This window comes from Methanolobus vulcani (assembly GCF_006546655.1).
GTDB lineage: Archaea > Halobacteriota > Methanosarcinia > Methanosarcinales > Methanosarcinaceae > Methanolobus > Methanolobus vulcani_A.
Map to the genome: position 1 here is coordinate 600012 of NZ_VIAQ01000015.1, position 24068 is coordinate 624079.

Annotated in this window: 23 protein-coding genes and 2 tRNA genes; 2 read left to right on the forward strand and 23 right to left on the reverse strand. The window is 41.3% G+C overall.

What is annotated here, in order from left to right:
* Positions 1-339: 339 nt before the first annotated feature.
* The 6 genes from FKV42_RS10260 to FKV42_RS10285 all read right to left on the reverse strand — a co-directional run bounded on the left by FKV42_RS10260 (position 340) and on the right by FKV42_RS10285 (position 5753).
* Entirely contained in the window at positions 340-2145 is a 1806-nt protein-coding gene (locus FKV42_RS10260) for a tetratricopeptide repeat protein (protein WP_154810107.1), read from the reverse strand.
* A 360-nt stretch (positions 2146-2505) separates the two neighbouring features.
* Positions 2506-2577: transfer RNA gene (locus FKV42_RS10265), tRNA-Thr, on the reverse strand.
* Between the two features lie 64 nt (positions 2578-2641).
* Positions 2642-3643, reverse strand: coding sequence for a class I SAM-dependent methyltransferase (locus FKV42_RS10270; protein WP_154810108.1), 1002 nt, complete (start codon positions 3641-3643; stop codon positions 2642-2644).
* Between the two features lie 2 nt (positions 3644-3645).
* A complete protein-coding gene (locus FKV42_RS10275) occupies positions 3646-4257 on the reverse strand; it encodes a LysE family transporter (RefSeq protein ID WP_154810109.1) in 612 nt (203 codons plus the stop codon).
* 116 nt (positions 4258-4373) lie between these two features.
* Entirely contained in the window at positions 4374-5387 is a 1014-nt protein-coding gene (locus tag FKV42_RS10280; RefSeq protein ID WP_023846028.1) for a transcription initiation factor IIB, read from the reverse strand.
* A 105-nt stretch (positions 5388-5492) separates the two neighbouring features.
* Complete coding sequence (locus FKV42_RS10285) at positions 5493-5753, reverse strand: H/ACA ribonucleoprotein complex subunit GAR1 (protein ID WP_154810110.1); 261 nt, start codon at positions 5751-5753, stop codon at positions 5493-5495.
* Positions 5754-6170: 417 nt separating this feature from the next.
* On the opposite strand from FKV42_RS10285, the gene ppdK reads away from it, so the two are divergent.
* On the forward strand, positions 6171-8828 hold the full coding sequence (gene ppdK / locus FKV42_RS10290; protein WP_196214108.1) for a pyruvate, phosphate dikinase: 2658 nt from the start codon (positions 6171-6173) through the stop codon (positions 8826-8828).
* A 158-nt stretch (positions 8829-8986) separates the two neighbouring features.
* Here ppdK and FKV42_RS10295 read toward each other — a convergent pair whose 3' ends face one another.
* The 16 genes from FKV42_RS10295 to serA all read right to left on the reverse strand — a co-directional run bounded on the left by FKV42_RS10295 (position 8987) and on the right by serA (position 20459).
* On the reverse strand, positions 8987-9955 hold the full coding sequence (locus FKV42_RS10295; RefSeq protein ID WP_154810112.1) for a polyprenyl synthetase family protein: 969 nt from the start codon (positions 9953-9955) through the stop codon (positions 8987-8989).
* A gap of 19 nt (positions 9956-9974) precedes the next feature.
* Complete coding sequence (locus tag FKV42_RS10300) at positions 9975-11321, reverse strand: RNase J family beta-CASP ribonuclease (RefSeq protein WP_154810113.1); 1347 nt, start codon at positions 11319-11321, stop codon at positions 9975-9977.
* Between the two features lie 60 nt (positions 11322-11381).
* Positions 11382-12485, reverse strand: coding sequence for a type 2 isopentenyl-diphosphate Delta-isomerase (gene fni, locus FKV42_RS10305; protein WP_154810114.1), 1104 nt, complete (start codon positions 12483-12485; stop codon positions 11382-11384).
* A gap of 47 nt (positions 12486-12532) precedes the next feature.
* On the reverse strand, positions 12533-13312 hold the full coding sequence (locus FKV42_RS10310) for an isopentenyl phosphate kinase (protein WP_154810115.1): 780 nt from the start codon (positions 13310-13312) through the stop codon (positions 12533-12535).
* Positions 13305-14222: a mevalonate kinase gene (locus tag FKV42_RS10315; RefSeq protein ID WP_154810116.1), complete on the reverse strand. Its 918-nt coding sequence runs from the start codon at positions 14220-14222 to the stop codon at positions 13305-13307. Before FKV42_RS10315 ends, FKV42_RS10310 begins: the two co-directional genes overlap by 8 nt.
* Before the next feature lie 60 nt (positions 14223-14282).
* On the reverse strand, positions 14283-15080 hold the full coding sequence (locus tag FKV42_RS10320) for an MEMO1 family protein (RefSeq protein ID WP_154810117.1): 798 nt from the start codon (positions 15078-15080) through the stop codon (positions 14283-14285).
* A gap of 72 nt (positions 15081-15152) precedes the next feature.
* Complete coding sequence (rpsB, locus tag FKV42_RS10325) at positions 15153-15809, reverse strand: 30S ribosomal protein S2 (protein ID WP_154810118.1); 657 nt, start codon at positions 15807-15809, stop codon at positions 15153-15155.
* A gap of 25 nt (positions 15810-15834) precedes the next feature.
* Positions 15835-16011 carry a DNA-directed RNA polymerase subunit K gene (locus FKV42_RS10330; protein ID WP_154810119.1) on the reverse strand — a complete coding sequence of 59 codons (177 nt, stop codon included), beginning with the start codon at positions 16009-16011 and terminating at the stop codon, positions 15835-15837.
* Positions 16012-16216: 205 nt separating this feature from the next.
* Positions 16217-16313: transfer RNA gene (locus tag FKV42_RS10335), tRNA-Pro, on the reverse strand.
* Between the two features lies 1 nt (position 16314).
* Positions 16315-16503: a DNA-directed RNA polymerase subunit N gene (locus FKV42_RS10340; RefSeq protein ID WP_154810120.1), complete on the reverse strand. Its 189-nt coding sequence runs from the start codon at positions 16501-16503 to the stop codon at positions 16315-16317.
* Positions 16504-16511: 8 nt separating this feature from the next.
* Entirely contained in the window at positions 16512-16916 is a 405-nt protein-coding gene (locus tag FKV42_RS10345; RefSeq protein ID WP_154810121.1) for a 30S ribosomal protein S9, read from the reverse strand.
* Between the two features lie 17 nt (positions 16917-16933).
* Positions 16934-17353: a 50S ribosomal protein L13 gene (locus tag FKV42_RS10350; RefSeq protein WP_154810122.1), complete on the reverse strand. Its 420-nt coding sequence runs from the start codon at positions 17351-17353 to the stop codon at positions 16934-16936.
* A gap of 9 nt (positions 17354-17362) precedes the next feature.
* The gene (locus FKV42_RS10355; RefSeq protein ID WP_154810123.1) at positions 17363-17743 is read right to left on the reverse strand and encodes a 50S ribosomal protein L18e; all 381 of its coding nucleotides are present in this window, start codon (positions 17741-17743) and stop codon (positions 17363-17365) included.
* 133 nt (positions 17744-17876) lie between these two features.
* Entirely contained in the window at positions 17877-18353 is a 477-nt protein-coding gene (locus tag FKV42_RS10360) for a DUF2240 family protein (protein ID WP_196214109.1), read from the reverse strand.
* The gene (locus FKV42_RS10365; protein WP_154810125.1) at positions 18353-18835 is read right to left on the reverse strand and encodes a hypothetical protein; all 483 of its coding nucleotides are present in this window, start codon (positions 18833-18835) and stop codon (positions 18353-18355) included. Before FKV42_RS10365 ends, FKV42_RS10360 begins: the two co-directional genes overlap by 1 nt.
* Before the next feature lie 52 nt (positions 18836-18887).
* The gene (gene serA, locus FKV42_RS10370) at positions 18888-20459 is read right to left on the reverse strand and encodes a phosphoglycerate dehydrogenase (RefSeq protein WP_154810126.1); all 1572 of its coding nucleotides are present in this window, start codon (positions 20457-20459) and stop codon (positions 18888-18890) included.
* A gap of 448 nt (positions 20460-20907) precedes the next feature.
* On the opposite strand from serA, the gene FKV42_RS10375 reads away from it, so the two are divergent.
* Positions 20908-23298, forward strand: coding sequence for an ATP-binding protein (locus tag FKV42_RS10375; protein WP_154810127.1), 2391 nt, complete (start codon positions 20908-20910; stop codon positions 23296-23298).
* Between the two features lie 46 nt (positions 23299-23344).
* Here FKV42_RS10375 and alaXM read toward each other — a convergent pair whose 3' ends face one another.
* Positions 23345-24061, reverse strand: coding sequence for an alanyl-tRNA editing protein AlaXM (gene alaXM, locus FKV42_RS10380; RefSeq protein WP_154810128.1), 717 nt, complete (start codon positions 24059-24061; stop codon positions 23345-23347).
* Positions 24062-24068: the final 7 nt, after the last annotated feature.

The following is a 24068-nucleotide window of genomic DNA, read 5'->3' on the forward strand; positions in this document are numbered from 1 at the left end:
AGTTTATGGAGTAATTCACGACACCCGCGAGAGCTGCACTTAAGTATTCTTCAGAACCAAAAAAGTATGGGAATATGCGAAAAATCCTCTCGTCAATTTCTGCACCATCTTTAACATAGGCTTCATAAATATATTCATTCACGTTTTTCTAGATTGTGGAGTGATCCAGCATATAAAAAAGCCCGAAACCGGTAAAAGTAAGAATTCACAAGACATAGAACTTATTGTAGTTGAAACTTATAAACAATCATAATAATTTAAAAAAGGGTTCAGTATTGCGAAAGGTCAACTCATTATACAATGAGATATAGTCATGTTATTTAAAGAGTCTAGGAGTTTTTAGTTAAATTTTTTCCTAATAGGATGTTTCTGTACTTGTTTGAGTATGTTTTCAATTTTACCAGCAGATAATTCCAAACTTGGTGGAGTCTGCATTTCGATTTCAACATCACTACCTTTAATTTTGATAATAGAAGGAGAAATCATTATCATTATTAAAAACAAATCCAATAATAGATAAAGATTCCAATTGATACTGAAAAAAGTAAAGGCAGGATGAATAATAATTGATAACAAAAAAAAGCCAAATAATGTCACAAAAGTAATCTCTCTAATTTCGCAGTATACAGGTGAATCCATCCACCAATTCCACCAATGAGGTTTGACATGATAGTCCCAGATATTAGATAACAATTCATCTGCAGATTTACATAGTTTTTCAAAGTCTTCATTTAAAACATAATCTTTTCTTTTTTTCATCTTCTTCATGAGATCTCTACAACTCTTTAATTTGTCTAATGCAGTAAGAGAATCATTGATTTTATAATAAAAATACCCAATAAAATAGAGTGTATATGGTTCAATTATATCGTCATCAGTATCCATCATTTTCTCCAAATCCCGAATAATTGAAAGAATCCGGTCTTGATATTTTGCTTTATTTGAAGAAAGAGATAGTTCTGCATCCAAATATCTAGCATAAACATCCCACAAAAATGACATTTTATCATCTAAGTTAAAAGACATTGCTGTTTTAAAACAAGAACTTGATTCATGGTAATCTTGTAGCTCCATTGCAATTTTACCTTTTAAGAACCATAAATTCGAATTATAAGGCTCAATCTTAAGTGCTTTCTCTAGTTCATTCGAAGCATTGTCTATAACGCTTCTATCCAAAAAAAGACGTACTATCTTAATATATGGAAAAATGAATTTTTCATTGCATTCTATTGATTTTTCAAAGGCTTGTCGTGCTTTTTCATATTTACCAAGCTTATCTAGAGAAATACCTTTCATGAACCAGGCAAATTCCCCATCCGATTTAAGTTCTATAGATTTATCATAAGCTTCTAAGGCTTCTTCATAGTTATCAAGCTTAGCTAGAGTAAAACCTTTCATGTACCAAGTAGATGCATCATCCGGTTCAAGCTCTATAGATTTATTAAAAGCTTCTAAGGCATCTTCATAGTTACCAAGGGAATTTAGAGTAGAACCTTTCATGTACCAAGCAAATGCAGCAGCATCCGATTCAAGTTCTATAGATTTATCATAAATTTCTAAGGCTTCTTCATAGTTACCAAGGCTAGCCAGAGTAGAACCTTTCATGCACCAAGTAAATGCATTATCTGGTTCAAGTTCTATAGATTTATCATAAGCTTCTAAGGCTTCTTCATAGTTACCAAGGGAATCCAGAGTAGAACCTTTCACGCCCCAAGTAAATGCATCATCTGGTTCAAGTTCTATAGATTTATCATAAGCTTCTAAGGCTTCTTCATAGTTACCAATGGAATCTAGAGTGGAACCTTTCATGTACCAAGTAGATGCATTATCTGGTTCGAGCTCTATAGATTTATTAAAAGCTTCTAAGGCTTCTTCATATTTACCAAGCTTAGCTAGAGTAGGACCTTTCATGTACCAAATAGATGCATTATCTGGTTCAAGCTCTAAAGATTTATTAAAAGCTTCTAAGGCTTCTTCATAGTTACCAATGGAATCTAGAGTAGAACCTTTCATGAACCAAGTAAATGCATTATCTGGCTCAAGTTCTATAGATTTATCATAAGCTTCTAAGGCTTCTTCATTGTTATTAAGTCCTGAAAGTTCAAGTCCCTTTTTAAACCACTTATTACTACTATCAGAATTCATGTTCACTCAAATTAGATATTTTTAATTGAATATTTCATAACTTCAAAGAATTTAATGTTTTGCAAATGATTTTTCAAGAAAAGATACCTGACTTTTTTCCATTGGAACTTTTTTCTTTATAGGACTGTTATTTCCTTTTAGCTAAATACCGTTACTAAGCGCACAAGATAGCGTTTTCGCAAAACGGATACATATAACAAATACATCTCTCTACCCAGCATTTGCGCCGCTTCACGAAGCATTTAGCTTTTCAGAAGTATCTAATGATCATACATAATTTATTTATTCCTTTTTTAGAGCCACTAAGCTAACAAAGTAAAAGTAATAATTCATCTTTAGGCTTAAGATTTAGAAAAAAAGAGCCCCTGGAGAGATTCGAACCCTCGGCCTGCTGATTACGAATCAGCCGCTATACCGCTAAGCCACAGAGGCAAAACTGAACGACAGTATAATCCTATATAACGATTTAATAATTGCGCTCAGCTATTAATATCGGCTAGAGCACTCTCACTTCAATGCAGACATTGAACTGGTGCGGTGCATAGGAACGAACAACTCGTGACTCTACAAGTTCTGTAGTTCTTCCTGCTCTTTTTGCAGCCTCATCGATAAGTTTCAGGGAACTCTCAAAAAGGTCGTCCTCAGGAGTAATATCGTAATAGTGAATTATGCCATTTGGTGCACAAATTTTCACAGCAGCGTCAAGGAAATCATTTGCATTGTGGGGCAGGTTCATAATCACATGATCTGCGATACCGGCATATTTTTCAGCTTCAAGGTTAGCATCGCCTTCTATAGCTTCCACGTTTGGAACTGAATTGAGCTCAACATTGCGGCGCAGGAACTCAACAGCATCCGGGTTCTTGTCGATGGCGATTACACGGATGTCAGGACTCTTCCTGGCAAACATTATGCTGTACGGGCCGACACCTGCAAACATATCCACAACCGTTTCGCCCTTTTTAATCTGCTCAAGGATGCGTGAACGCTCGGTTGCAAGGCGTGGTGTGAAATAAGCTCTTTCAAGGTCGATGTAGAATCTTGAACCATATTCCCGATGGATTGTAGATGTCCGGTCCTCTCCTGCAACAGTCCTGAACCTGCGGGTTCTGAACTCTCCCTCAACAGGACTCTGGGCTGCAAGTACAGTCTTAACGTTCTTCTTCACTTTCATGATGGCATCTGCCACCTTCTCAGGTTTAGCAACGTCATCCTCGATGAGTGCGATATCTCCGACTATCTCAAAATGAGGTACAACATCCAGCAGGTCTTCAAGTTTAAGCTGACCTTTCTGCTCCTCAAACTCATACTCGGTAAGTTCAAACTCTCCGGGAAGTTCCTTAAGTTCTACTTCCTCTGGTTTACGTGTGAGTGGAAGTAAAAGGAAATCTCCATCTGAGCTAATGCGTGCAGAATTATCCAGCAGGTCCATTTCCAGCAGTAACCTGCGTATTGGCTCACCTTTTTTCTTCAGGACTTTGATGCAACTTTTATTCATTTCTACATACCTATAATGAACCATGATCCAAAAAGGACAAGGAACAGTCCGCAAGAAAGCAACACTCTTTCATAAACCTTTGGGGACATGAGTTTCTTTCCCTTGCTGAAAGATGTGGAAACAACTGTAAAATATCCAAGGTCAGCAAGCCAGTGTCCAACCATAAACATCACGGCTGCAATTATGCCTATCTCAAGTCCTTGAAGTATAAGAGCACTTCCGGCTGCAAGCCACCAAAGCCAGAAATAAGGGTTTGATGCCGAGGTTACTATTCCTGCTAACACAGGTTTTGATGTGGCTTTATCGTGTTCGTGCATCGAACTTGCAGCACCTTTTGCATTCTTCATTGTCAGGAGTCCAAACACAACAAGTGTGGCTCCTCCAAGAATTGATATTGCCATAACCGTGTTGTCACTGACTGCTGTAATACCATAGATTATCAATACGCAAACAAGGAATTCCAGGATTGCATGACCTACAAAGACCTCAGGTCCTGCTTTCCATCCTCTTTTCAGGGATGTGTCTATTGTCACAAAAAGCATTGGTCCTGGCACAAGTGCTCCGGTCATTCCCATGGCAAATCCAATTGCCAGCATCTCCAGTAGTTCGAACATAGTCTACACTGCTAAATCAGGCTGAATATTAAAAAAGATTTGTAAAAAAAGTATATGTAACAAAGGAAGTGGTGGTACAGTCTTCCTTTGTCAGATTAAATTTTCTTGTTTATTACTTAGAGAATAATCTCAATGTCAAGCTCTTCTGCAAGCTCTTTGTACCTGTTACGGATGGTAACTTCAGTTACACCTGCAACATCAGCGACCTCACGCTGTGTACGGCGCTCGCCACAAAGGATTGAAGCAATGTAAATTGCTGCTGCTGCTACACCAGTTGGACCACGGCCACTGGTAAGCTCCTTCTCGGAAGCCTGCCTGAGAATCTCCACACCTCTGGACTGTACTTCACCTTTAAGGTTAAGTCCCGAACAGAACCTTGGTACGTAGTCTATTGGTGAGGTTGGCATGAGTTTCAGTGAAAGCTCTCTTGAGATGAAACGGTATGTTCTTCCAATCTCTTTCCTGCTTACCCTTGATACTTCTCCGATCTCGTCAAGTGTTCTTGGAACACTGCACTGACGGCATGCTGCATAAAGTGCTGCTGCTGCAACACCTTCAATACTTCTTCCACGGATGAGGTTCTTGTCAACTGCCTTCCTGTAAACTACAGCGGCAGTTTCACGTACAGTTCTTGGCAGACCAAGAGCTGATGCCATACGGTCAAGTTCAGACAGAGCGAACGCAAGGTTCCTTTCCGTAGCGTTACTTACTCTTATCCTACGTTGCCATTTTCTCAACCTGTAAAGCTGTGCCCTGTTCTTTGATGAAATGGATTTACCGTATGAGTCACGGTTTCTCCAGTCGATCATTGTGGACAGACCTTTGTCGTGGATGGTGTAGGTCATTGGTGCACCTACACGGGAACGCTTCATCCTCTGGTCATGATCGAAAGCACGCCATTCTGGTCCTTCGTCAACAAATTCTGCGTCAACTACAAGTCCACAGTCAGAACATACGAGTTCAGCTCTCTCGTAGTCCTGTACAAGGTTGCGGCTGCCACACTCAGGACACTGAACTTTTGCTTTTTCTACTTCAGCGCTCTTATCTTTTTCTTTACGTGCTTTGATCATTGCACGTATCTTCTCCCTTTCGGAAGTATCGGAATATCGTACCCTTTCTACTTCGACCATTCATATCACCTTTAAAGAATCTCTCATGAAAATATATTTGATATGTTCATCCTCAATCATTCACAGCTCACAACATAAGTAATATATCATATAACCTGCAATCTCTTATTGAACGTAAACCCGTTCGTTCACAAGTCGTTCCAGTCCGGGAGCTACAACTCTCCTGTCAGGCTTCAGAGTAAAATAAGGCTGATCAACAGGACCAAATATGCCGGAAACCTTTCCGATGGGTTTTATGGATTTGTCAAGAACAAAAGAGTTTATTCGGGGCAAGTCCCTCATAGACCCGGAAAACTGTTTTTCATCGCCTCTTACGACGATTTCGTTTTGCTTAGAAATGTGCAGGATTTGACCTAATCGTTTCATGTGTCTTCGTTTATTTTATTTAGGTTTTTGTACTATATGTTCCGCTTATGTTATATAAATGTATCGTAAGCATTTTAATATTAGTTTTTTTCAGTACAAAAACATATCTATGATCTTCAAGACTATGGCTTAATTGAATCATAATGCTATTTCATTATGTATAGCCACAGATTTATGCTTTATTACTAATAATTGTGACAAATTTTCATAAGACCACATTTGTTTACAATATATTTTTATAATTTTGGTGGAATTTAATGAATTTTATCATCATGTGTATTTTTTAAATCCATGTAAATATATGCATACCATGTTATATTTTCACAGACCACAACCTTAAAGTTATAAAAGAACAATTGTGGCACGACTTAATACTAATTGAATGTCCATCATATTTTTATGCATGGAGGAAATTCGGTGGCAGATAACAAATTCGTATATTTTTTCGGAAACGAAGAAACTGAAGGTAAAAATAGTATGAAAGATCTGCTGGGTGGCAAAGGAGCCAACCTGGCAGAGATGGCCAATCTGGGAATCCCTGTTCCACCAGGATTTACTATAACAACGGAAGTTTGTTTACTTTATCTTGAAAAAGGGGTTTATCCTGAAGAGGTTATAGACCAGATAAATAACGCAGTAATAAAGCTCGAAAAGGTAACTGGCAAGAAGTTTGGAGATACTGAAAATCCTTTACTTATTTCTGTCAGGTCCGGTGCAAGAGTATCCATGCCAGGAATGATGGACACTGTTCTGAATCTTGGTCTTAATGATGATACGGTCATAGGTCTGTCTAAGAAGACAGGCAATGACAGATTTGCCTATGACAGTTACCGCAGGTTCCTCACCATGTTTGGTGATGTCGTACTTGACATTGAACATGAGAAGTTCGAATCTGCTCTTAGTGCTAAGAAAAAGACTCTTGGTGTTATACAGGATACAGAGCTTGATGCATCTGCCCTAAAGGAACTTGCAGAGCAGTTCAAGGAAATCATAAGGAAAGAAACCGGCACTGATTTCCCTCAGGAGCCACGCAAGCAGCTCCAGATGGCAATAGATGCAGTTTTCAACTCATGGAACAACCAGCGTGCTATCACTTACAGGCGTCTTAACAATATTCCTGGTAAGTGGGGTACAGCCGTTAATGTGCAGTCCATGGTTTATGGTAACATGGGTGAGACATCAGGAACTGGTGTGGCATTTACAAGAGACCCTGCAACAGGAGATAAACGCTTCTTCGGTGAATATCTCATGAATGCACAGGGTGAGGATGTCGTAGCAGGTATAAGGACACCTGAGCCAATATCCACTCTCAAGGATAACCTGCCTGAAGCATATGCAAGGCTTGAAGCTATCTATCATAAACTGGAGGATCACTTCAGGGATATGCAGGATATTGAGTTCACCATTGAGGAAGGTAAACTGTTCATGCTGCAGACTCGTACTGGTAAACGAACTGCGGCGGCGGCGTTAAAAATTGCTGTTGATATGGTCAATGAAGGTCTCATTGACAAACGAACAGCAGTCACAAGAGTTTCCCCTGAACAGATCGATCGTCTTTTACATCCTACCCTTGATTCACAGGCCGAATTTGAAGTTCTTGCTACCGGCCTTCCAGCATCCCCCGGCGCGGCCGTGGGTAAAGTTGTTTTCACTGCAGAGCATGCTGAAGAGATGGCAAAAGCCAATGAAAAGGTAATTCTGGTACGTACTGAAACTTCACCGGAAGATATTGGCGGCATGGATGCAGCACAGGGAATCCTTACCGTAAGAGGTGGAATGACCTCACACGCAGCAGTAGTTGCAAGAGGTATGGGTAAGCCATGTGTTGCAGGATGTGGTTCAGTAACTATTGATATGGCAAGTTGCGCATTCTCTGTTTCTGATGTTACCATCAACGAAGGAGATTATGTGACCATTGACGGAAGCACAGGTAGTCTCATTCTTGGCGAAGTTGAACTTGTAACACCAGGTGTAAGCGGAGAACTTGATACTCTTCTTTCCTGGGCGGACGAGATAAGGGAAATGGGTGTCAGGACAAATGCAGACACACCTCACGATGCTCAGGTTGCAAGGGACTTCGGTGCTGAAGGTATCGGACTTTGCAGAACAGAACACATGTTCTTTGGAGAAGATCGTATTCCTGCAGTAAGGGAAATGATTCTGGCAGAAGATACGGAAGTCAGGAAAGCAGCTCTTGACAAGCTCCTTCCAATGCAGAAGGAAGATTTCATCGGTCTTTTCAAAGTCATGGATGGTCTCCCTGTAACAATTCGTCTCCTTGACCCACCACTGCATGAATTCCTTCCTAAACATGAAGAACTTGCAGACAAACTCAGATCACTGGAAGCTGAAAAAGGAAGTGACAGTGAGATTGAGCGCATTAAGAAGATCATGGAACGTGTTGATTCAATGGTAGAGGTAAACCCGATGCTTGGACATCGCGGATGCCGTCTTGGAATCACCTATCCTGAGATCTATGAGATGCAGGTTCGTGCTATAATCGAAGCAGCATGTGAGCTTAAAGCAGGTGGAATGGATATTGTTCCTGAAATCATGATTCCTCTTGTATCACACGTAAACGAACTCCGGTCCACAAAGGAAGATCTTGTAGAAGTTGCTGAATCTGTCATGGCTGAGAAAAACTGTAAATTTGATTATCTTGTAGGTACAATGATCGAACTTCCAAGAGCAGCTCTTACAGCAGATAAGATCGCTGAAGAGGCTGAGTTCTTCTCATTCGGAACCAATGACCTTACACAGACAACATTTGGTTTCAGCAGGGATGATGCAGGTAAGTTCCTTCCAGTTTACATTGAGAATTCCATTCTGCCAAGCGACCCATTCGCAGTCCTTGATCAGGAAGGCGTAGGTGAACTTGTCAAGATAGGTATTGAGAAGGGACGTTCCACAAGACCTGATATTAAGATAGGAATTTGTGGTGAACATGGTGGAGAACCAAGCTCTGTTAAGTTCGGATACAACATCGGACTTAATTATGTAAGTTGTTCTCCTTTCCGTGTGCCAATTGCAAGACTTGCAGCAGCACAGGCAGTAATTGAAAAGCAGGATAACTAAGTCCTGATTTCAATTTATTTTCTTTTTTTGTTTTGTCCTTAAATTTGATTCATTTTCAACTTAAGCAGTAGCTTTGAATTTTTTCAAAAGCACAGCTCAGTGGCAAAAATAGTCTAAACTAAATATGTGATTAAATTAAAAGAAAAAAGAAGGACAGATCAGTATGATCTTGTGATCATATAATCTGCAATTGCTTTGAGTATTGTTTTAGCTTCAGAATCTTCAACAACGTCAAGAAGCTCCTTGCCCTTTGCAATGTAGTCAAGTGCAAGATCCCTTACGTAATCAATGGAACCCGCATCTTCAAGCTGTTTCACAGCTTCATTGATCTCTTCGGTTGTTGCTTCTCCTTTTCCAAAAATCTTGATATTAACACCTTTGTTAAGTGCATGTATGGCAATGAGGGTTTTCTTACCTTCCATGAGGTCACTTCCTCTTACCTTACCAAGAATCTCTTCAGGAGTTGTCATGTCGATGACATCATCATAGATCTGGAATGCAATGCCAATGAGTCTTCCACATTCATAGAACGCATCTGATACTTCCTCGGATGCTCCTCCAAGAATTGCACCGATCTGCATTGAAGCTGCATAGAGTACACCGGTTTTCTTCTCGATCATCTCAAGGTATTCTTCCTTTGTGACATCGTCGCGGTCTTCAAATTCAACATCCATCCACTGGCCTTCACAGATATCCCTGCAGGCCTTGGAAAGAATATCGATACATTTAAGATTGCGTTCAGGTGCTCCTACTTTTGTACGTGTAAGTATTTCGAAAGCCTTTGAATAAAGGGTATCTCCTGCAAGGATAGCTCCTGCTTCTCCCCATTTTACATGGACTGCAGGCATTCCTCGGCGAATATCGTCCCTGTCCATTATATCATCATGGACAAGTGTGAAATTGTGGACAAGTTCAACTGCTACTGCTGCAGGAAGAACGGTTTCAAGATCAGAGCCAACAGCTTCTGCTGCGAGTATCACTGTTGCCGGTCGAAGTCTTTTTCCACCAGCATCAGGAAGATATCTTGCTGCCTTGTAAAGTTCATACGGCTTGTCAATTGGTAAGTATTCCTCTATTCCTTTATCGACGTGTGATGAACGTTTTTTAATCTCTTCAATAAGATCCATAAACATCCCTTTTTTAATTTTACTCTTCATCTATGTAGAGCTCTTCTCCATTCCTCAGAAGGTGAAGAGTGTCACCAAGTACGTATCCGGCATCTTCTGCCATCTGGATGTATTCACTGTGCATCTGTATGGTTCCGTGTGCAGGAATTACGTGTTCCGGTTTGAGCATTCTGAGAAGTTCCCAGTGATCCTCACGGTATGCGTGTCCTGAAACATGGACGTTATCATAAATCCTGGCTCCGCGCATCTTCAACTTAGTCTCAAGAGCATAGCGGTTTGCTTGTGTCATTGGGTTTGGAATGATATTTGCAGAGAATATTATGCGGTCTCCTCTGTCAATCTTGAAAGGTGTTTCACCGTTTGCAATCCTTCCAAGTACAGCACCGGGCTCACCCTGATGTCCTGTGACCACTGGCAGGTATTTGTTTTTACCCTTTTCCATGATCTTTGCAAGAGCTTTGTCGATCTCTCTGCGGTTTCCGTATATCTCAACCTCTTCCGGAAGCTCGATGTATTCCATCTGGTGAGCAGTTGCAATGTATCTCTCCATGGAACTTCCCATAAGGACTGGAATTCTTCCCATTTCCTGAGCAAACTTGACAATGGAGTTTACACGGGCAACGTGTGATGCAAAAGTGGTAACGATCATACCAACATCAGATTCTTCAGTTTCAAGAAGGACATCCCTTAGCATTGAATGTGCGATCATTTCTGAAGGTGCTTTTCCATTTCGTCCTGCATTGGTACTTTCTGTAATGAGGGCGATGACGCCTTCTTCTCCAAGTTCCTTAAGCCTGGCAAAGTCAGGAGCTTCACCAAGTGTTGGTGTCCTGTCAAGCTTAAAGTCACATGCGTAGACAATAGAACCGCTGGTTGTGTGGATTACAAGGAAAATAGTATCGATAATGCTGTGCTGGGTGTTAACAAATTCAATGGAAATTTCCTTTGTAATCTCCAGTGAATCACCAGCGTTTAAGGATACAATGTTGTTCTTTACCCCGAATTTTCTCTCAGAATCTATCTGATGTTTGATAAGGGTTGTTGTATATGGGGTTCCGATAATTGGTGCGGTATATCTGTGTGCCAGTTTTGAGATCGCTCCGATGTGATCAAGGTGGCCGTGTGTACAAACAATTGCACGTACATTTCCGTTCACTTCCTTCATGATGGTGTCATCGGGGATGGCTCCCATCTCGATAAGCTCAAGTGAATGCATCTTATCAATTTCTACATCTTCATGGATCTGAACCCTGTCCAGGCGAAGACCCATATCGACGATGATGATATCCTCATCGATCCGGATGGCAGTCATATTGCGGCCCATTTCGTTATATCCGCCGACTGCAATAATTCCTATTTCTGTCATGTATATTAACCTCTATTTATTAAAAATGTTTTATTCAAATATCCCTTTCATAGATGAATGTTATACTCTCTGGAAGTCCTTGTTCTTAGAACGCAGAGCAAAGTCCTTTACGTTAAAACCGCGTAGTTCCAGATACTCGCGTGTCCAGCCACTGATGACTGCCGGTGCAAGATGCAGGTCCTTAAGATCCTCGCATCCGCAAAGGAACATTGCAACTTCCATTTCTTTCAGCATGTGTTCTATGCTTTTGACTACTGCATCCTTTCCCTGAAGAGCTGGTCCAACAAAAGGAAGGGCTGCGCTCGCAACAGAAGCTCCAAGGGCAATTGATTTTGCAATATCAAGTCCGGTCCTTAGACCGCCGGTAGCAATTACCGGGAGTGATACGCTGCATTCTACTATGCTTGGCACAGTTGGTATTCCGAAGTCCCAGAATAATTCTCCAAGCATTTCAGATTCTGTGTCATTTCTTTCTCTGGCACGGTAAACTTCTACTCCTGACCAGCTAGTGCCTCCGACACCACCTACATCAATGGCAGAAGCTCCTGCTTCTTTAAGTATGAAAGCGTCTTCGTGTGATATGCCTGCACCGGTTTCTTTAATGATGACCGGCACTGGCAGTGAACAAATATCTTTTATAGCTTCAAGAGCACCTGATGCTTCCCTGTCTCCCTCTGGCTGGATTGCTTCCTGAAGGAAGTTCAGGTGAACTGCAATGGCATCTGCATCGATCATCTCAATAATCTTTTCAACGCCTTCAACACCGTATTCTCTTATCTGGGCTGCACCGATATTCCCATAAACAAATGCACTGGGTGCTTTATCCCTTACAACACGAAATGAATCTTCCTGGGATGGATCCTCAATGGCAGCACGCTGACTGCCAACGCCGATTCCCAGTCCCAGTTCCTCAACTGCTTCAGCAAGGGCTGCATTAACTGCAGTTGTTTCCGGGTGTCCTCCTGTGATGGATGCTATCATGAAAGGTGCATTCATTTCATTTTCCAGAAAACGGACCGATGTATCGATCTCATCCATGTTCATCTCAGGTAATGCCCTGTGAACGAGCATCACATCATCAAACCCTGCTCCTGTTTTCCTTGATTCCACCGGACTTGCAGCGCATAGTTCTAGATGTTCTATCTTTCTTCTGGAAGTGCTCATGATTAATACCTTTATTAATATCTTTGTAATATCGTTAGAAAACGCATTTATTGTATTGTCCCGGTACCAATTGCGGTACCAATATTCTTACCCTTCAGGAAATCAGATATATTATCGGTATTGCCTGCATTAAATATATATGAAGTGCTGTTTGACTGCTCACTTAGTTCTAAAAGCTCAAGTACTTTTCCCAGCATGCCACCTGTAACATCAGTGTTAGCAGAACCGCCAAGGTATGCTCTTATTTCATCGAAATTTCCATTGTTGATGATGGGTATAACATTTCCTTTATCATCAAGCACGCCTTCTTCCGCACTTCCAATACCTATTCTTGAAGTTTTCATCTGTATTGCAAGATACGGGACTATCTGGTCGCCTGAAAGGACCGAGGTTCCAATCTCAGTATCCATTACCATATCGCCATGAAGGACAGGTACGAATCCGTTTGCAAGCATTTCTTTAATTTGCTCAAGGAACATGCTTTTTATGCGACTGTTGCTTGATACTGTGCATGCCATTGGATGTACTGGCAATGCGTAAACTCCTGCGGAGTTTAAGGCTTCAACAACCATGGTGTTGAGTTTCCTTACTGACATGTGTGTGATTACGGATCCTTCATGGTCGAATTTCCCGGTAAGTCCGAAACGCTTTACCTGTGGGTGTCCGAATGATCCTGCACCATGTACGATAATAAGTTTTCCTTCAAACCCTGCGATCTCAGATGCTATTCTTTCAATCTCGCTTATTCTTGCAGCACCGTCATCAGCACTTTTGTCTGTGATGACACTACCGCCAATCTTCAGGATAGTAATATTAGTGTTATCCATGCAATGACTCCAGTCGCACGCCTTCTGCTGTATTTTTTGTAATTATTGCTTCTCCGCCAGCATTCTCAATTGCTTTTGCGATAGCTTCTGCATTGTCTTCCCTGGTAAGTGCGACCATGCACCCTCCACCACCTGCACCAGTGATTTTGGCGCTAATGGCACCATTGTCACGAGCGGCATACACCAGTGAAGATAGTTCTGCACAGCCAACTCCAATGGCATCCAGAAGCCCCTGATTTATATTCATGAGTTTTCCAATGGTTTCGTAGTCGCCTTCTGCAACCAGTTTTTCTGCCAGTATGGATATTTGCCCTATGTTGGAAAGTATAGGCTCTACTACAGAAGGAAAATCGCTTCGTAGTTTTGAGACATTGCCTACAAGTTGCTTTGTTGAAGAGAATTTATGTGTGTTGCCGACTACAATTGGACAATTGATAAGTTCAAGTTTCTTTCTCTGCGGAATCATAACAACACCACCCATGGTGCTGACATATGTATCCGTTGGGCTTGCATTGCCCTGAACCATTTTTTCGATCTCATGTCCGGTCTTTGCTATATCTTCCAGGGAAAGTCCACATTCATAAAGATGATTTAATGCCTGGATGCTTGCAACTGTGACTGCTGCCGATGATCCAAGTCCTGAACCAACCGGAAGTTCGGATTCTATGACTATCCGCACCCCCGGAATATCTACAAACTGTCGCATCTTTTCGATTACATAAGATACATAAGGATGAGTATCATGGTCCAGTCTGGTACGTCCCAGAATAGATTCAATGATTATTTCATCGGATTTTTCCACACTTACTTTTGTTCGAAGTTCAACAGCACAGCAGATTGCATTTTCTCCATATACTACTGCGTGTTCACCAAAAAGATAAACTTTACCGGGTGCGGAGCATGTGATCATAGTTTTCCTTATCCTTATCTGATATTATGATCTGGTTTGTGAATATGGTTCTTCCAATCTTTATTCAATTGTGATTGCTGCGTATCCGACAACTCCTGAAGTATCTTCGCTCACATCACCGCTGGTTGCATATTTTATCAATGAGGCTTTGCTTGCTCCCAATTCTTTAGAAGCTGCAAGCATGGCTGCTATGGGTCCAAATCCGCATGCAGAAATATTCCTTTCCTCCTTGCGTCTGTAAAACTCAGGAATGTCCATATCCAATATGGCTTCTATAAGGTAACTGTCCTGATCTCTTGCAACAGAATCCGGCTGATAATGTGTAAAGTCACTGGATGCGATAAAAACCACTTTCTTTCCTGTAGCTTTTACTGCTCTGGCGACTTCTGTTCCTACTTCCATGGAGGTTTCTTCATCCTGAAGTCCCATGCATATTGGAAGTATTGAAAAATCACTGCCAAATCTATGCTGCAAAAATGGTATCTGCACTTCTATGGAATGCTCAAAATGATGTGCAAGCTCATCAAAGTCTATAATGGTTCCGGCAAGATGCTTTCCAATTTCCCTGTCAGCTTCAACAACTCCTAGTGGAGTTACCCAACTATCCTGGGAAAGAGCTACGGGAGAACCGTATCCTGTGTGGTTTGGGCCAAACAGGATATAAGTGTCTGCTTTCGGGAGCTTAGCATATGCATGTGCTGCCACTTCTCCGGAATAAACATATCCTGCGTGAGGTACGACAGCACCAAGGATAGGCTCCTCTGAGATAGCCACATCCTTAAAGCACCTGTTAAGTTCCTTTTTCAGACTTTTCGGATTTTGCGGGTAGAATTGACCGGCAACGGTTGTTTGTCTCATACTACTGATCACCCTATATTATTCTATAAGGGTTTTTGATTATATGTAGTATGCTTTTAACAGGTTGTCAGCTCAGACTCCGGCTTCAAAGTCTTCAAGTTCGTAAGTGAACATTGAGTCATTGGCCTTTGCAATCTCTTTTGCCAGCAGCCAGTAAACAAGGGAAAGTGCCTTTCTACCTTTGTTGTTGGTTGGGATTACGAGGTCAACGTTTGAGGTCATGTTGTTGGTATCACAAAGTGCAACAACAGGAACACCTACGTTTACAGATTCCTTAATAACCTGTGCGTCACCTGTAGGGTCAGTTACAATTACTACATCAGGTTCGTAGAAGTACTCAACCTTTGGGTTTGTGAGGGTTCCAGGAATGAATCTTCCTACCATTGATTTTGCACCGATTGCCTTTGCGAACATTTTTGCAGGGAACTGGCCGTACTGCCTTGCGGAAACAACAAGAATTCTCTGTGGATCATAGTTTGCAAGGAATGCAGCTGCGAGCTTGATTCTCTCATCGGTTGCCTGGATATCAAGAACGTAAAGGCCGTCTGTCCTGACACGGTACACGAATTTCATCATGTTTTCGGTCTTCTGCTGTGTACCGATGTGTACTCCTGCTGCAAGGTATTCGTCTATAGGTACAAGTGAAGTTGTTTTTACTTCTTCTCCTGCCTCGGTTGTTGTTGCTTCAGTAGTAACTTCATTAGTTGTAGTTTCTTCAATTGAATCCATTAAATCACCTTAAAAATTTGAATAATTAATTCTCTCTTTTAACAGTAATTGGGGTAACCCCAAGTTCATATTCTCTCTTGGCAAGGAATAATGAGTTCATGCTTGGATCATCAATGAGCACTGGAGCTCCCATTGAAATCTGAAGTGCTCTCGCACCAATGATTCTTGCCTTTTCATACCTGGTGTAGTTTTCAGTAGTCAATAAATCACCTGATTAAAATATACATATGGAAATATCAACAGCCCATTTATAGATAGCTACTCCTATTGCTTCCAAAAAGTGTTCCTGTATGAATAGCCATTAATGCGGTCAATGATAACCCTGATAAATATTAATTTATTCGGAATCCCTCCGAATGTGGTCATGTAACATTTAACTCCAAACCAGCATGGTTTTTTGAAGGGTATGGGACCGCTGAGATTTGAACTCAGGTTCCGGCGTGTTTCGCATATAATACATATGTCCCGAACGCCGAAGGATGGTCCAGGCTACCCTACGGTCCCCTTACTGGTATGGGGCAAGTGTGTCTACTAGCTCGACGTGTGAAAGGATCATCCTTCTGCAGCAGTAGCGGACAACTCCAAGGTCATCCAGTACAGCAGCCGGGTCTTCACCTTCAGCAACACGCTGTTTGTATTCTTCCCAAACGTTTGAGACAACTTTTCCACAGCTGAAACATCGAACTGGTAACATCCTTTCGCCTACCTGTATGATTTCTGATATTTGGCACGTGCACCTGGTCCACCAAATTTCTTGGTTTCTTTCTGCCTGGAGTCGTTAACCAGGAGATTACGGTCGTATGCCATGTAAGTATCTCTGAGGGCTGTATCGTTGGTCCAGTCTACAATGCCTCTTGCAATTGCAGTCCTTGCAGCATTTGCCTGACCAATGATTCCGCCGCCACTAACTGTGACATCTATGTCTACGCTTTCAGCAGTCTCTCCAGCGAGCATAACTGCCTCTGTGATCTTGAGCTTTGCAAATTCCGGGTCAAAGATCTCCAGTGGCTTCTTGTTGATGCGCACCTTTCCGGTTCCCTTCTTTACTGTTGCGCGTGCAATAGCTGTCTTCTTTTTACCTGATGAGGTTATAACTTTAGTAGTCATTATGATCTTCCTCCTTCTTAGAACTTAGCACCGAGTTTTATACTGAGGTCGCCGAGTTTGAGGTATTTGTTTGAACTGAGGCGGTCCATGTTTGCCTCTTCGATCTTTATACATTCCTTGTTTTCAAGTTCCGCAGGGATGCCTACGTATACTTTAAGGTTATTCATTGCTACTTTTCCCCTTGCGCGTTTGTAAGGGAGCATACCTCTAACTGTTCTCTTAAGAATGCGGTCTGGTCTCTTTGGGAAATAAGGACCGAATTCAGGCTTTCCTCTTTTCAGGGTCTCATCGTACTCTCTCATTGTGGTGTACTTTGAACCGGAGATTACTGCCTTCTCAGCATTGACGATCTCTACCTTCTCGCCTGCAAGCAGCTTTTTTGCAACAGTACTTGCAAGTCTGCCCAGAATAAGTCCTTCTGCATCGATAATTGTCATCTTCTTCACCTACTGCAAGATCTTGATACCTGATCCTTTTGGATTCTCTTCCATTATCTGTTCAATGGTCAGGCATTTGCCGCCAACCTCTTCGATCTTTTCCATAGCAGTTACACTGAAGTTGTATGCTGCAACGGTGACTGCCTTCTCGAGGAGTCCTGCACCAAGTACTTTTCCTGCAATGAGGACAGTTTCTCCGTCATTTGCGTACCTGTTGATCTTACTGAGGTTTACCTGTGCATAGTTCTTGCCAGGTTTTTCCAGCTTCTTAGCCACATCTCTCCAGATAGCGACTTCGTTCTGGCGTGCCCCGTCCTTCAATGCTGCAATGAGCACAGGGGTGCGAGGGTTTGTCTTTCTTTGGATTTTTACGTTTGTATTCTTGCTCATAATGTTCCTCCGCAAGAGTTAGTCTCACTCACGCACAATGTGCGTTCGAACATCCGTTAGGTGTCAGTTAAGTAAGAACATAGAGTCTGTAAACTCAGACTGGTGTTTGAATAACATTAATAGTACATAAAGATTATGTGGATTTTTCTCCGGTTCCAAAGACCTTACTGCAAACACGGTCATAGATCGAATCAATGTTGCATCCCATTTCCCTTGCAACCAAAAGTCCCGCGATCTCGATATCAATAAGATCTCCAAGCTCTTCCTGCTTATTATTTATCATCACTATGGTTTCTTTAGTGTTCTTTCCACATCCGGCAACGATCATGGCAATGATATCTTCTATAATTGATCTTTCCTGAAACAATGACCCCGAAGGTTTGAAACCATGCGGTATCTCTATTTTAGAAATATCAAATGCAGGAGTAAGGTCAGCTCCTTCAAACCTGAGCAACTGCGCCCCTATGGCCTTGTCCCTTATCCTGGATGCAGCATCTGGTGCCATCCATTTAAGATCAAAGGACAAGACAAATTCAAAATCCTTAATTGACAGGGATTTTTTGTTATTTCTTTTGAAAGGGGTCGCTGCAACAAGCATCAGCTCGTCCATCAGGAACCTCTGCGAAGTTCATCTATAATAGTATCGGCAAGTCTGCCGCATTCGGTTCTCTTCGGGCCGTCGATGTGATTGATCTGGAGAACCAGCAACTCGTGCTCAAGGATGGCCCTGACAAGATATATATCTCCCCTGAATGGTACACGGTTATATTTTCCGTCAAGGTAGCTGTATCTCAGGTGTATCCTGAAATCCACGATCCCTTCAGGTTCAAGTGTGTCAAGCACACCTTCAACACTATCATAATTCAGAGGTGAGAAATCAATACCGTTGGCAACGATCTCAACACCTATCTCTCTTTTAGCCTGAATGCGGTGTCCTCTCTTGGTTACAGATTCGGTAACAAACATGCCGAACTTGCCATCCATGTTCGCCATTACTTTCACAAAAAAAGGTAGGTCCGAATGGTAGCGGTATTTCTGTTCAAACTCCACAGTCCTGTGCGGAAATCGATGATAAATTCGCTTTCGCATCATTTTTAGCTGCTACCACCCTTTTAATTTATAATTTCAGATTCTAAGTCTATATTTATAATTTGATGAGCTTGGCGTCAATTATTCCTTCGACTGCTCTCATCTCTTTCAATATGCCCTCAGGCACTTCAGAATCAACATTAAGTACCATTATGGTAGTTCCACCTATTTCAGCTCTTCCTACCTGCATACCGGAAATATTGATGTCATTCTTTCCAAGCACAAGACAGCATGGTCCGATGACATTTGGTTTGTTGATGTGTTTTGCAACGATCATGTATCCTGCTGGCACAATATCAACATGTTCTTCATTGACACTGATGATCTTTCCTTTTCCTGCGATAACAGTACCACCAACAGATACCTTCTCATCACCCATGGTAACTTCTATCTTTATGGTGGAGCTGAATTCTTCTGTTGTCTCGGACTTGCTTTCGATAACTTCAACTTTCCTTGACTTTGCAAGTGCACCTGCGTTCACATAGTTTACTGCAGAACCAAGAGCAACCTGAAGCATACCCTTTATTGCAGCCACAGTTACAGGTCTTGTGTCCTTCTCAGCAATATCGCCGTTGTATGATATTGAGATTTTCTCATAGTTTTTACCAAGGAGTTGCGCACATGCATTGCTCATAGTTTCAGCAAGCTGGATGTAAGGAGCAAGCATTGTCATAAGTTCTGGTTTAACGGAAGGAATGTTAATTGCATTCTTTGCAGTTCCACCGTTAAGAACAGCAACAACTTCTTCTGCAACTGAAACAGCCACATTGATCTGTGCTTCCTTAGTTGAAGCACCCAGGTGCGGAGTAACTATAATATTCTTACAGTCAATAAGTGGTCCGTCAAACGGTGGTTCACTGGTGAAAACATCTATTGCTGCACCTGCAATTTTCTCACTGTTCAGGGCTTCTGCAAGAGCTTCTTCATTAATGATGCCACCACGTGCACAATTGATGATTCTTGCGTTGGTCTTCATCATGCCAAACTCTTCAGCATCGATGATATTTCTGGTATCCTTTGTGAGTGGTGTGTGAACTGTAATGAAATCAGCTTCCTTTGCGATCTCCTGAACGGACATCATCTTCACACCCATCTCCTTTGCTCTTTCTTCTGAGACAAATGGATCGTAAGCAAGAATGTTCATGTTCATGCCCTGTGCCCTCTTGGCAACCTCAGCACCGATACGTCCAAGTCCGATTACACCAAGGGTCTTTCCGTTAACTTCTACACCCATAAACTTGCCACGTTCCCATTTTTTAGCTTTAAGGGATGCATCAGCCTGTGGTACGTTCCTTGCAAGTGCCATCATCATAGCAATGGTGTGTTCTGCGGCAGAAAGCATGTTACCTTCAGGTGCATTGACAACAATAATTCCTTTTTCGGTTGCTGCTTCTACATCTACGTTGTCTACACCGACACCGGCTCTGCCTACGATCTTCATCTTATCGGCAGCTTCGATGACCTTTCTTGTAACCTGTGTTCCGCTTCTTATGACAAGCGCGTCATATTCCGGTATTTTCTCAACAAGTTCCTCTTCGGAAAGTTTTGTAATGACATCAACTGTGAAATGCTGCTGAAGTATTGTTAATCCCTGTTCTGATAATGGATCACTGACTAGTACTTTCATTTTGTCTATCTCCGCAGATAAGTGCAATAATTATTGCGCATTTTGCTTTTAAGGTTTAAAGGACAAATGCTATTATATCTTTTTCTACATAATGTCCGTAAGGTTTTGATTTCATTCAAGTAACCTCAACCTATTTTAACCTACTTTGTAAATGCGGCATTTTACATATACTTGTCTCTTTAAGAATTTAAGTGCTTAATAATATAAAGAAGAATTGTAAAGAAATGGATATCTTCGGAATAAAATTTATCAGGCTTACCAGACACATCTTTCAAATTTACCTTTGCTTGCTTGATAAGTTTAGTCCATAATTTTTAATCACGATAAAATAGGAAGTTATATATAAAATCCTTAATATTTGCTTAATGTAAGCCTGAATGCCATTGAAAATGAATTAAAGCATTAATAACTGCTGAAATGAAATTTTCGTTTTGTAGTGGGAACGTATATGGGAAAAGATGTAAGAATAATATTGATTTCAGTATGTTTAGGTCTGGCATTTCTAATTGCAGATTCTTATATAGCTCACCTGCTCTTTTCTGTGAATATACTGCCTTTTTTAATTGAAGACAAAGAGGCATTCTATGACATTTACATCAGGTCTTTTGTATTCATTGGCTTCCTTCTTTTCGGTCTGACTGTTTCAAAAACGTCTCAGAAATGCCATAATGCTGAAAATGAATTACTATCCCAGTTAAGGTTGGAGAACCTTGTTGCAGAGATTTCTTCCAATTTCATTGGTCAGAAATCAGAACATATTGACAATGCAATTGAACACTCACTTAAAAAAATGGCTGATTTTGCAGATGCTGACCGCAGCTACCTAATATTACTGTCCTCTGAACCGGATGAGAATGATATAGTATACCAGTGGTACACCAAGGATGAGGGTCTCGGGAAAATTTACAATTACCCTGGCCGTGATTTTCCGTGGTGGATGGAAAAGATGGCCAGTCCCGAGATTGTCCACATTCCTGACACATCAAAACTACCACCTTCTGCAAGCAGGGAAAAAAGCGTATTACAAGAGGAAGACATTGAATCAGTGCTTTCTATACCTTTGCAGTCCGGCGGAAAAATGATAGGTTTTCTTGGATTCGATACCATCGGGCGTAAAAAACAATGGTCTCAGAACTATGTCAAACTCATGAGAGTTGTCGGGGATATTTTTATTGATAGTATCGAGCGAAAAAATGCAGAAGAATCTATCCTGAAGCATCGTGAAAGACTAGCCAGGGCCCAGGAAATATCACATGTAGGAAGCTGGGAAGTGGATCTGCGTACAAAGAAACATTTCTGGTCAGATGAAATGTACCAGTTAATGGGTTATTCTCCTGATGAATTAAACATTAGCAAGAATTACTATTATGAAAGAATGCATCCGGAGGACAGGGAAGCTTTTGCTTCATGCATAGAACTGGCACTTTCCATACCAGGGTACAAATTTGACGTTAAAACCAGATTTATCAAAAAGAATGGAAACATCTGTATCCTGCATTCCCTTGGTGAAGTCACATGGGACAGCCAGGGACAGCAGATGCTGTTTAGGGGGACTACTCAGGACATTACTGAAATATCACTTGCACAGGAAGACCTGCAAAGAAAGAACCGCAATCTTCTGATACTCCAGTCCACAGCCATGATAGCTGCAAGTTCAATGGAAATGGAAGATTTCCTCAGGGATATTCTGAAAGAAATAAATTCATACGTTGGTTGTTCTGCAGGTTCAGTTTACCTTTTCAATTCTGCAGAACACAGGTTTAATCTATGTTCTTCCACAGGTTTCAGTGATAAGATCATTGAAAGACTGGACTGCTTAAAGGAAAATGATCCGCTGTTCACTTTGATTCCTGATACAAAAAGGACATGGATCACGGGAAAAATTGATAAGATCGAGGGATGCCTGAGGTGGATCATCGATTCCGAATGCATCGGCAAATTAGTTTACATCCCTATTATGGCCCGCGAGGACCTTGTGGGTGTTATTTTACTCCTGCCAGATCAGGATAGTATTATCTCGAAATCTGATCTTAACATACTGGGCAATGTAGGTCGGCAGATAGGTATTACTGTGGAGAATATACATCTTCTGAATGAGACTCGTAAAGCCTATGAGGAACTGAAATCCCTGGACAAGATGAAAGACGAATTTGTTGCCAACATAACTCATGAACTTAAGACTCCTCTTATATCCATAAAAGGATACAGTGAAGTAATATATGAAGGTCTTCTGGGTGAGCTGGAGGACAAACAAAAACAGTGCATGAAAATTATTGTTTCTAATTCGGAGCGTCTGGAAAGGCTGATAGAATCTTTACTTAACATGAATTCTCTTTATTTTGAAAAATATCATGTGTTATCTCCCATATACCTGAAAGATGTCCTGGATAATGCAATTACCAGCCTTTCAATGAAAAGTGAAGAAAAGAAAATCAGTATAATCAAAGATTGTCCTGCTGACATGCATCTTGTTTACGGGAACTGCGAATTCCTGAAATACCTTTTCGTTTACATTCTGGATAATGCTATTAAATTCTCGCCAAAAGGTTCTAAAGTGACTATCGCAGTCACAGAATCAGATAACTATACTCATATAATGATAACTGATAATGGAATTGGAATTCCCGGGACATGTATGGACAGGATATTTGACAGGTTCTATCAGGTAGATGGCTCAGCCACACGTATTTATGGTGGAAATGGTCTTGGATTGTATCTGGCGAAAAATATTGTGGAATTGCATTCCGGATTAATAGAAGTGGAAAGTGAGGAAGGAGTGGGAACAACAGTGCATATATCCCTTCCTCTGTTCAATCCTGATATGCATGAAACTAATTGATATTAAGACCTATTACAAAATCTATGAGTATATTGTTGATGAGTTCTCACTCATCATCTGCAAATTTGAAATATACTCTTCTATTATTCTTTCCTTTGTTCTCGGCTTTTATTATTGATATGTGTGGGATGTCTCCTGTATTTGCTATGTGTGTGCCTCCACATGCCTGAATATCAACATCTGGGATGGTAATGATCCTTATCTCTTCAATCTCAGGAGGGAATGCATCCTTGAGTTTGACAACAGAAGGAATACTGAAAGCTTCTTCACGTGGCATTATGTCAATACTTACAGGGATATTGCGGTCGATTATATCGTTGACCTTGCTTTCATAGGAAGCTATCTGCTCACGGTCAAAGTCCTCCAGATTGAAATCCACACGTGTCTTCTCTTCTCCAAGCTGGTTTCCGGTAATCATGGCACCGGTCTCATTGTGGATAATAGCACTCAGGATATGACAGGCGGTGTGATACTGCATGAAACGATATCTTCTATCCCAGTCAATTATTCCCTTTACCTTATCTCCGGTTTTAAGTCCGGGGTTTGAAACCTCATGACTTATGTCTGCGCCAAATTTTCCGGCAAAGATCACAGGAAACTCAGTTCCATCTTCTCTAACAAGCTTTCCTGTATCATTTGGCTGCCCACCGGATTTAGGATAGAACGCAGTCTGGTCAAGAACCACGAATTTATCATCCTTCACACTTTCAACGGTTGCATCAAACTCTTTCAGGTAACAATCAGTAAGGTATAGTTCTTTCATGGATACA

Excerpts from the sequence above, each read along its gene's own strand:
- FKV42_RS10260 (WP_154810107.1), bottom strand. The coding sequence starts at position 2,145 with ATGAATTCTGATAGTAGTAATAAGTGGTTTAAAAAGGGACTTGAACTT.
- FKV42_RS10270 (WP_154810108.1), bottom strand. The coding sequence starts at position 3,643 with ATGAATAAAAGTTGCATCAAAGTCCTGAAGAAAAAAGGTGAGCCAATA.
- FKV42_RS10275 (WP_154810109.1), bottom strand. The coding sequence starts at position 4,257 with ATGTTCGAACTACTGGAGATGCTGGCAATTGGATTTGCCATGGGAATG.
- FKV42_RS10280 (WP_023846028.1), bottom strand. The coding sequence starts at position 5,387 with ATGGTCGAAGTAGAAAGGGTACGATATTCCGATACTTCCGAAAGGGAG.
- FKV42_RS10285 (WP_154810110.1), bottom strand. The coding sequence starts at position 5,753 with ATGAAACGATTAGGTCAAATCCTGCACATTTCTAAGCAAAACGAAATC.
- FKV42_RS10295 (WP_154810112.1), bottom strand. The coding sequence starts at position 9,955 with ATGGATCTTATTGAAGAGATTAAAAAACGTTCATCACACGTCGATAAA.
- FKV42_RS10300 (WP_154810113.1), bottom strand. The coding sequence starts at position 11,321 with ATGACAGAAATAGGAATTATTGCAGTCGGCGGATATAACGAAATGGGC.
- fni (WP_154810114.1), bottom strand. The coding sequence starts at position 12,485 with ATGAGCACTTCCAGAAGAAAGATAGAACATCTAGAACTATGCGCTGCA.
- FKV42_RS10310 (WP_154810115.1), bottom strand. The coding sequence starts at position 13,312 with ATGGATAACACTAATATTACTATCCTGAAGATTGGCGGTAGTGTCATC.
- FKV42_RS10315 (WP_154810116.1), bottom strand. The coding sequence starts at position 14,222 with ATGATCACATGCTCCGCACCCGGTAAAGTTTATCTTTTTGGTGAACAC.
- FKV42_RS10320 (WP_154810117.1), bottom strand. The coding sequence starts at position 15,080 with ATGAGACAAACAACCGTTGCCGGTCAATTCTACCCGCAAAATCCGAAA.
- rpsB (WP_154810118.1), bottom strand. The coding sequence starts at position 15,809 with ATGGATTCAATTGAAGAAACTACAACTAATGAAGTTACTACTGAAGCA.
- FKV42_RS10340 (WP_154810120.1), bottom strand. The coding sequence starts at position 16,503 with ATGTTACCAGTTCGATGTTTCAGCTGTGGAAAAGTTGTCTCAAACGTT.
- FKV42_RS10345 (WP_154810121.1), bottom strand. The coding sequence starts at position 16,916 with ATGACTACTAAAGTTATAACCTCATCAGGTAAAAAGAAGACAGCTATT.
- FKV42_RS10350 (WP_154810122.1), bottom strand. The coding sequence starts at position 17,353 with ATGACAATTATCGATGCAGAAGGACTTATTCTGGGCAGACTTGCAAGT.
- FKV42_RS10355 (WP_154810123.1), bottom strand. The coding sequence starts at position 17,743 with ATGAGCAAGAATACAAACGTAAAAATCCAAAGAAAGACAAACCCTCGC.
- FKV42_RS10360 (WP_196214109.1), bottom strand. The coding sequence starts at position 18,353 with ATGGACGAGCTGATGCTTGTTGCAGCGACCCCTTTCAAAAGAAATAAC.
- FKV42_RS10365 (WP_154810125.1), bottom strand. The coding sequence starts at position 18,835 with ATGATGCGAAAGCGAATTTATCATCGATTTCCGCACAGGACTGTGGAG.
- serA (WP_154810126.1), bottom strand. The coding sequence starts at position 20,459 with ATGAAAGTACTAGTCAGTGATCCATTATCAGAACAGGGATTAACAATA.
- FKV42_RS10375 (WP_154810127.1), top strand. The coding sequence starts at position 20,908 with ATGGGAAAAGATGTAAGAATAATATTGATTTCAGTATGTTTAGGTCTG.
- alaXM (WP_154810128.1), bottom strand. The coding sequence starts at position 24,061 with ATGAAAGAACTATACCTTACTGATTGTTACCTGAAAGAGTTTGATGCA.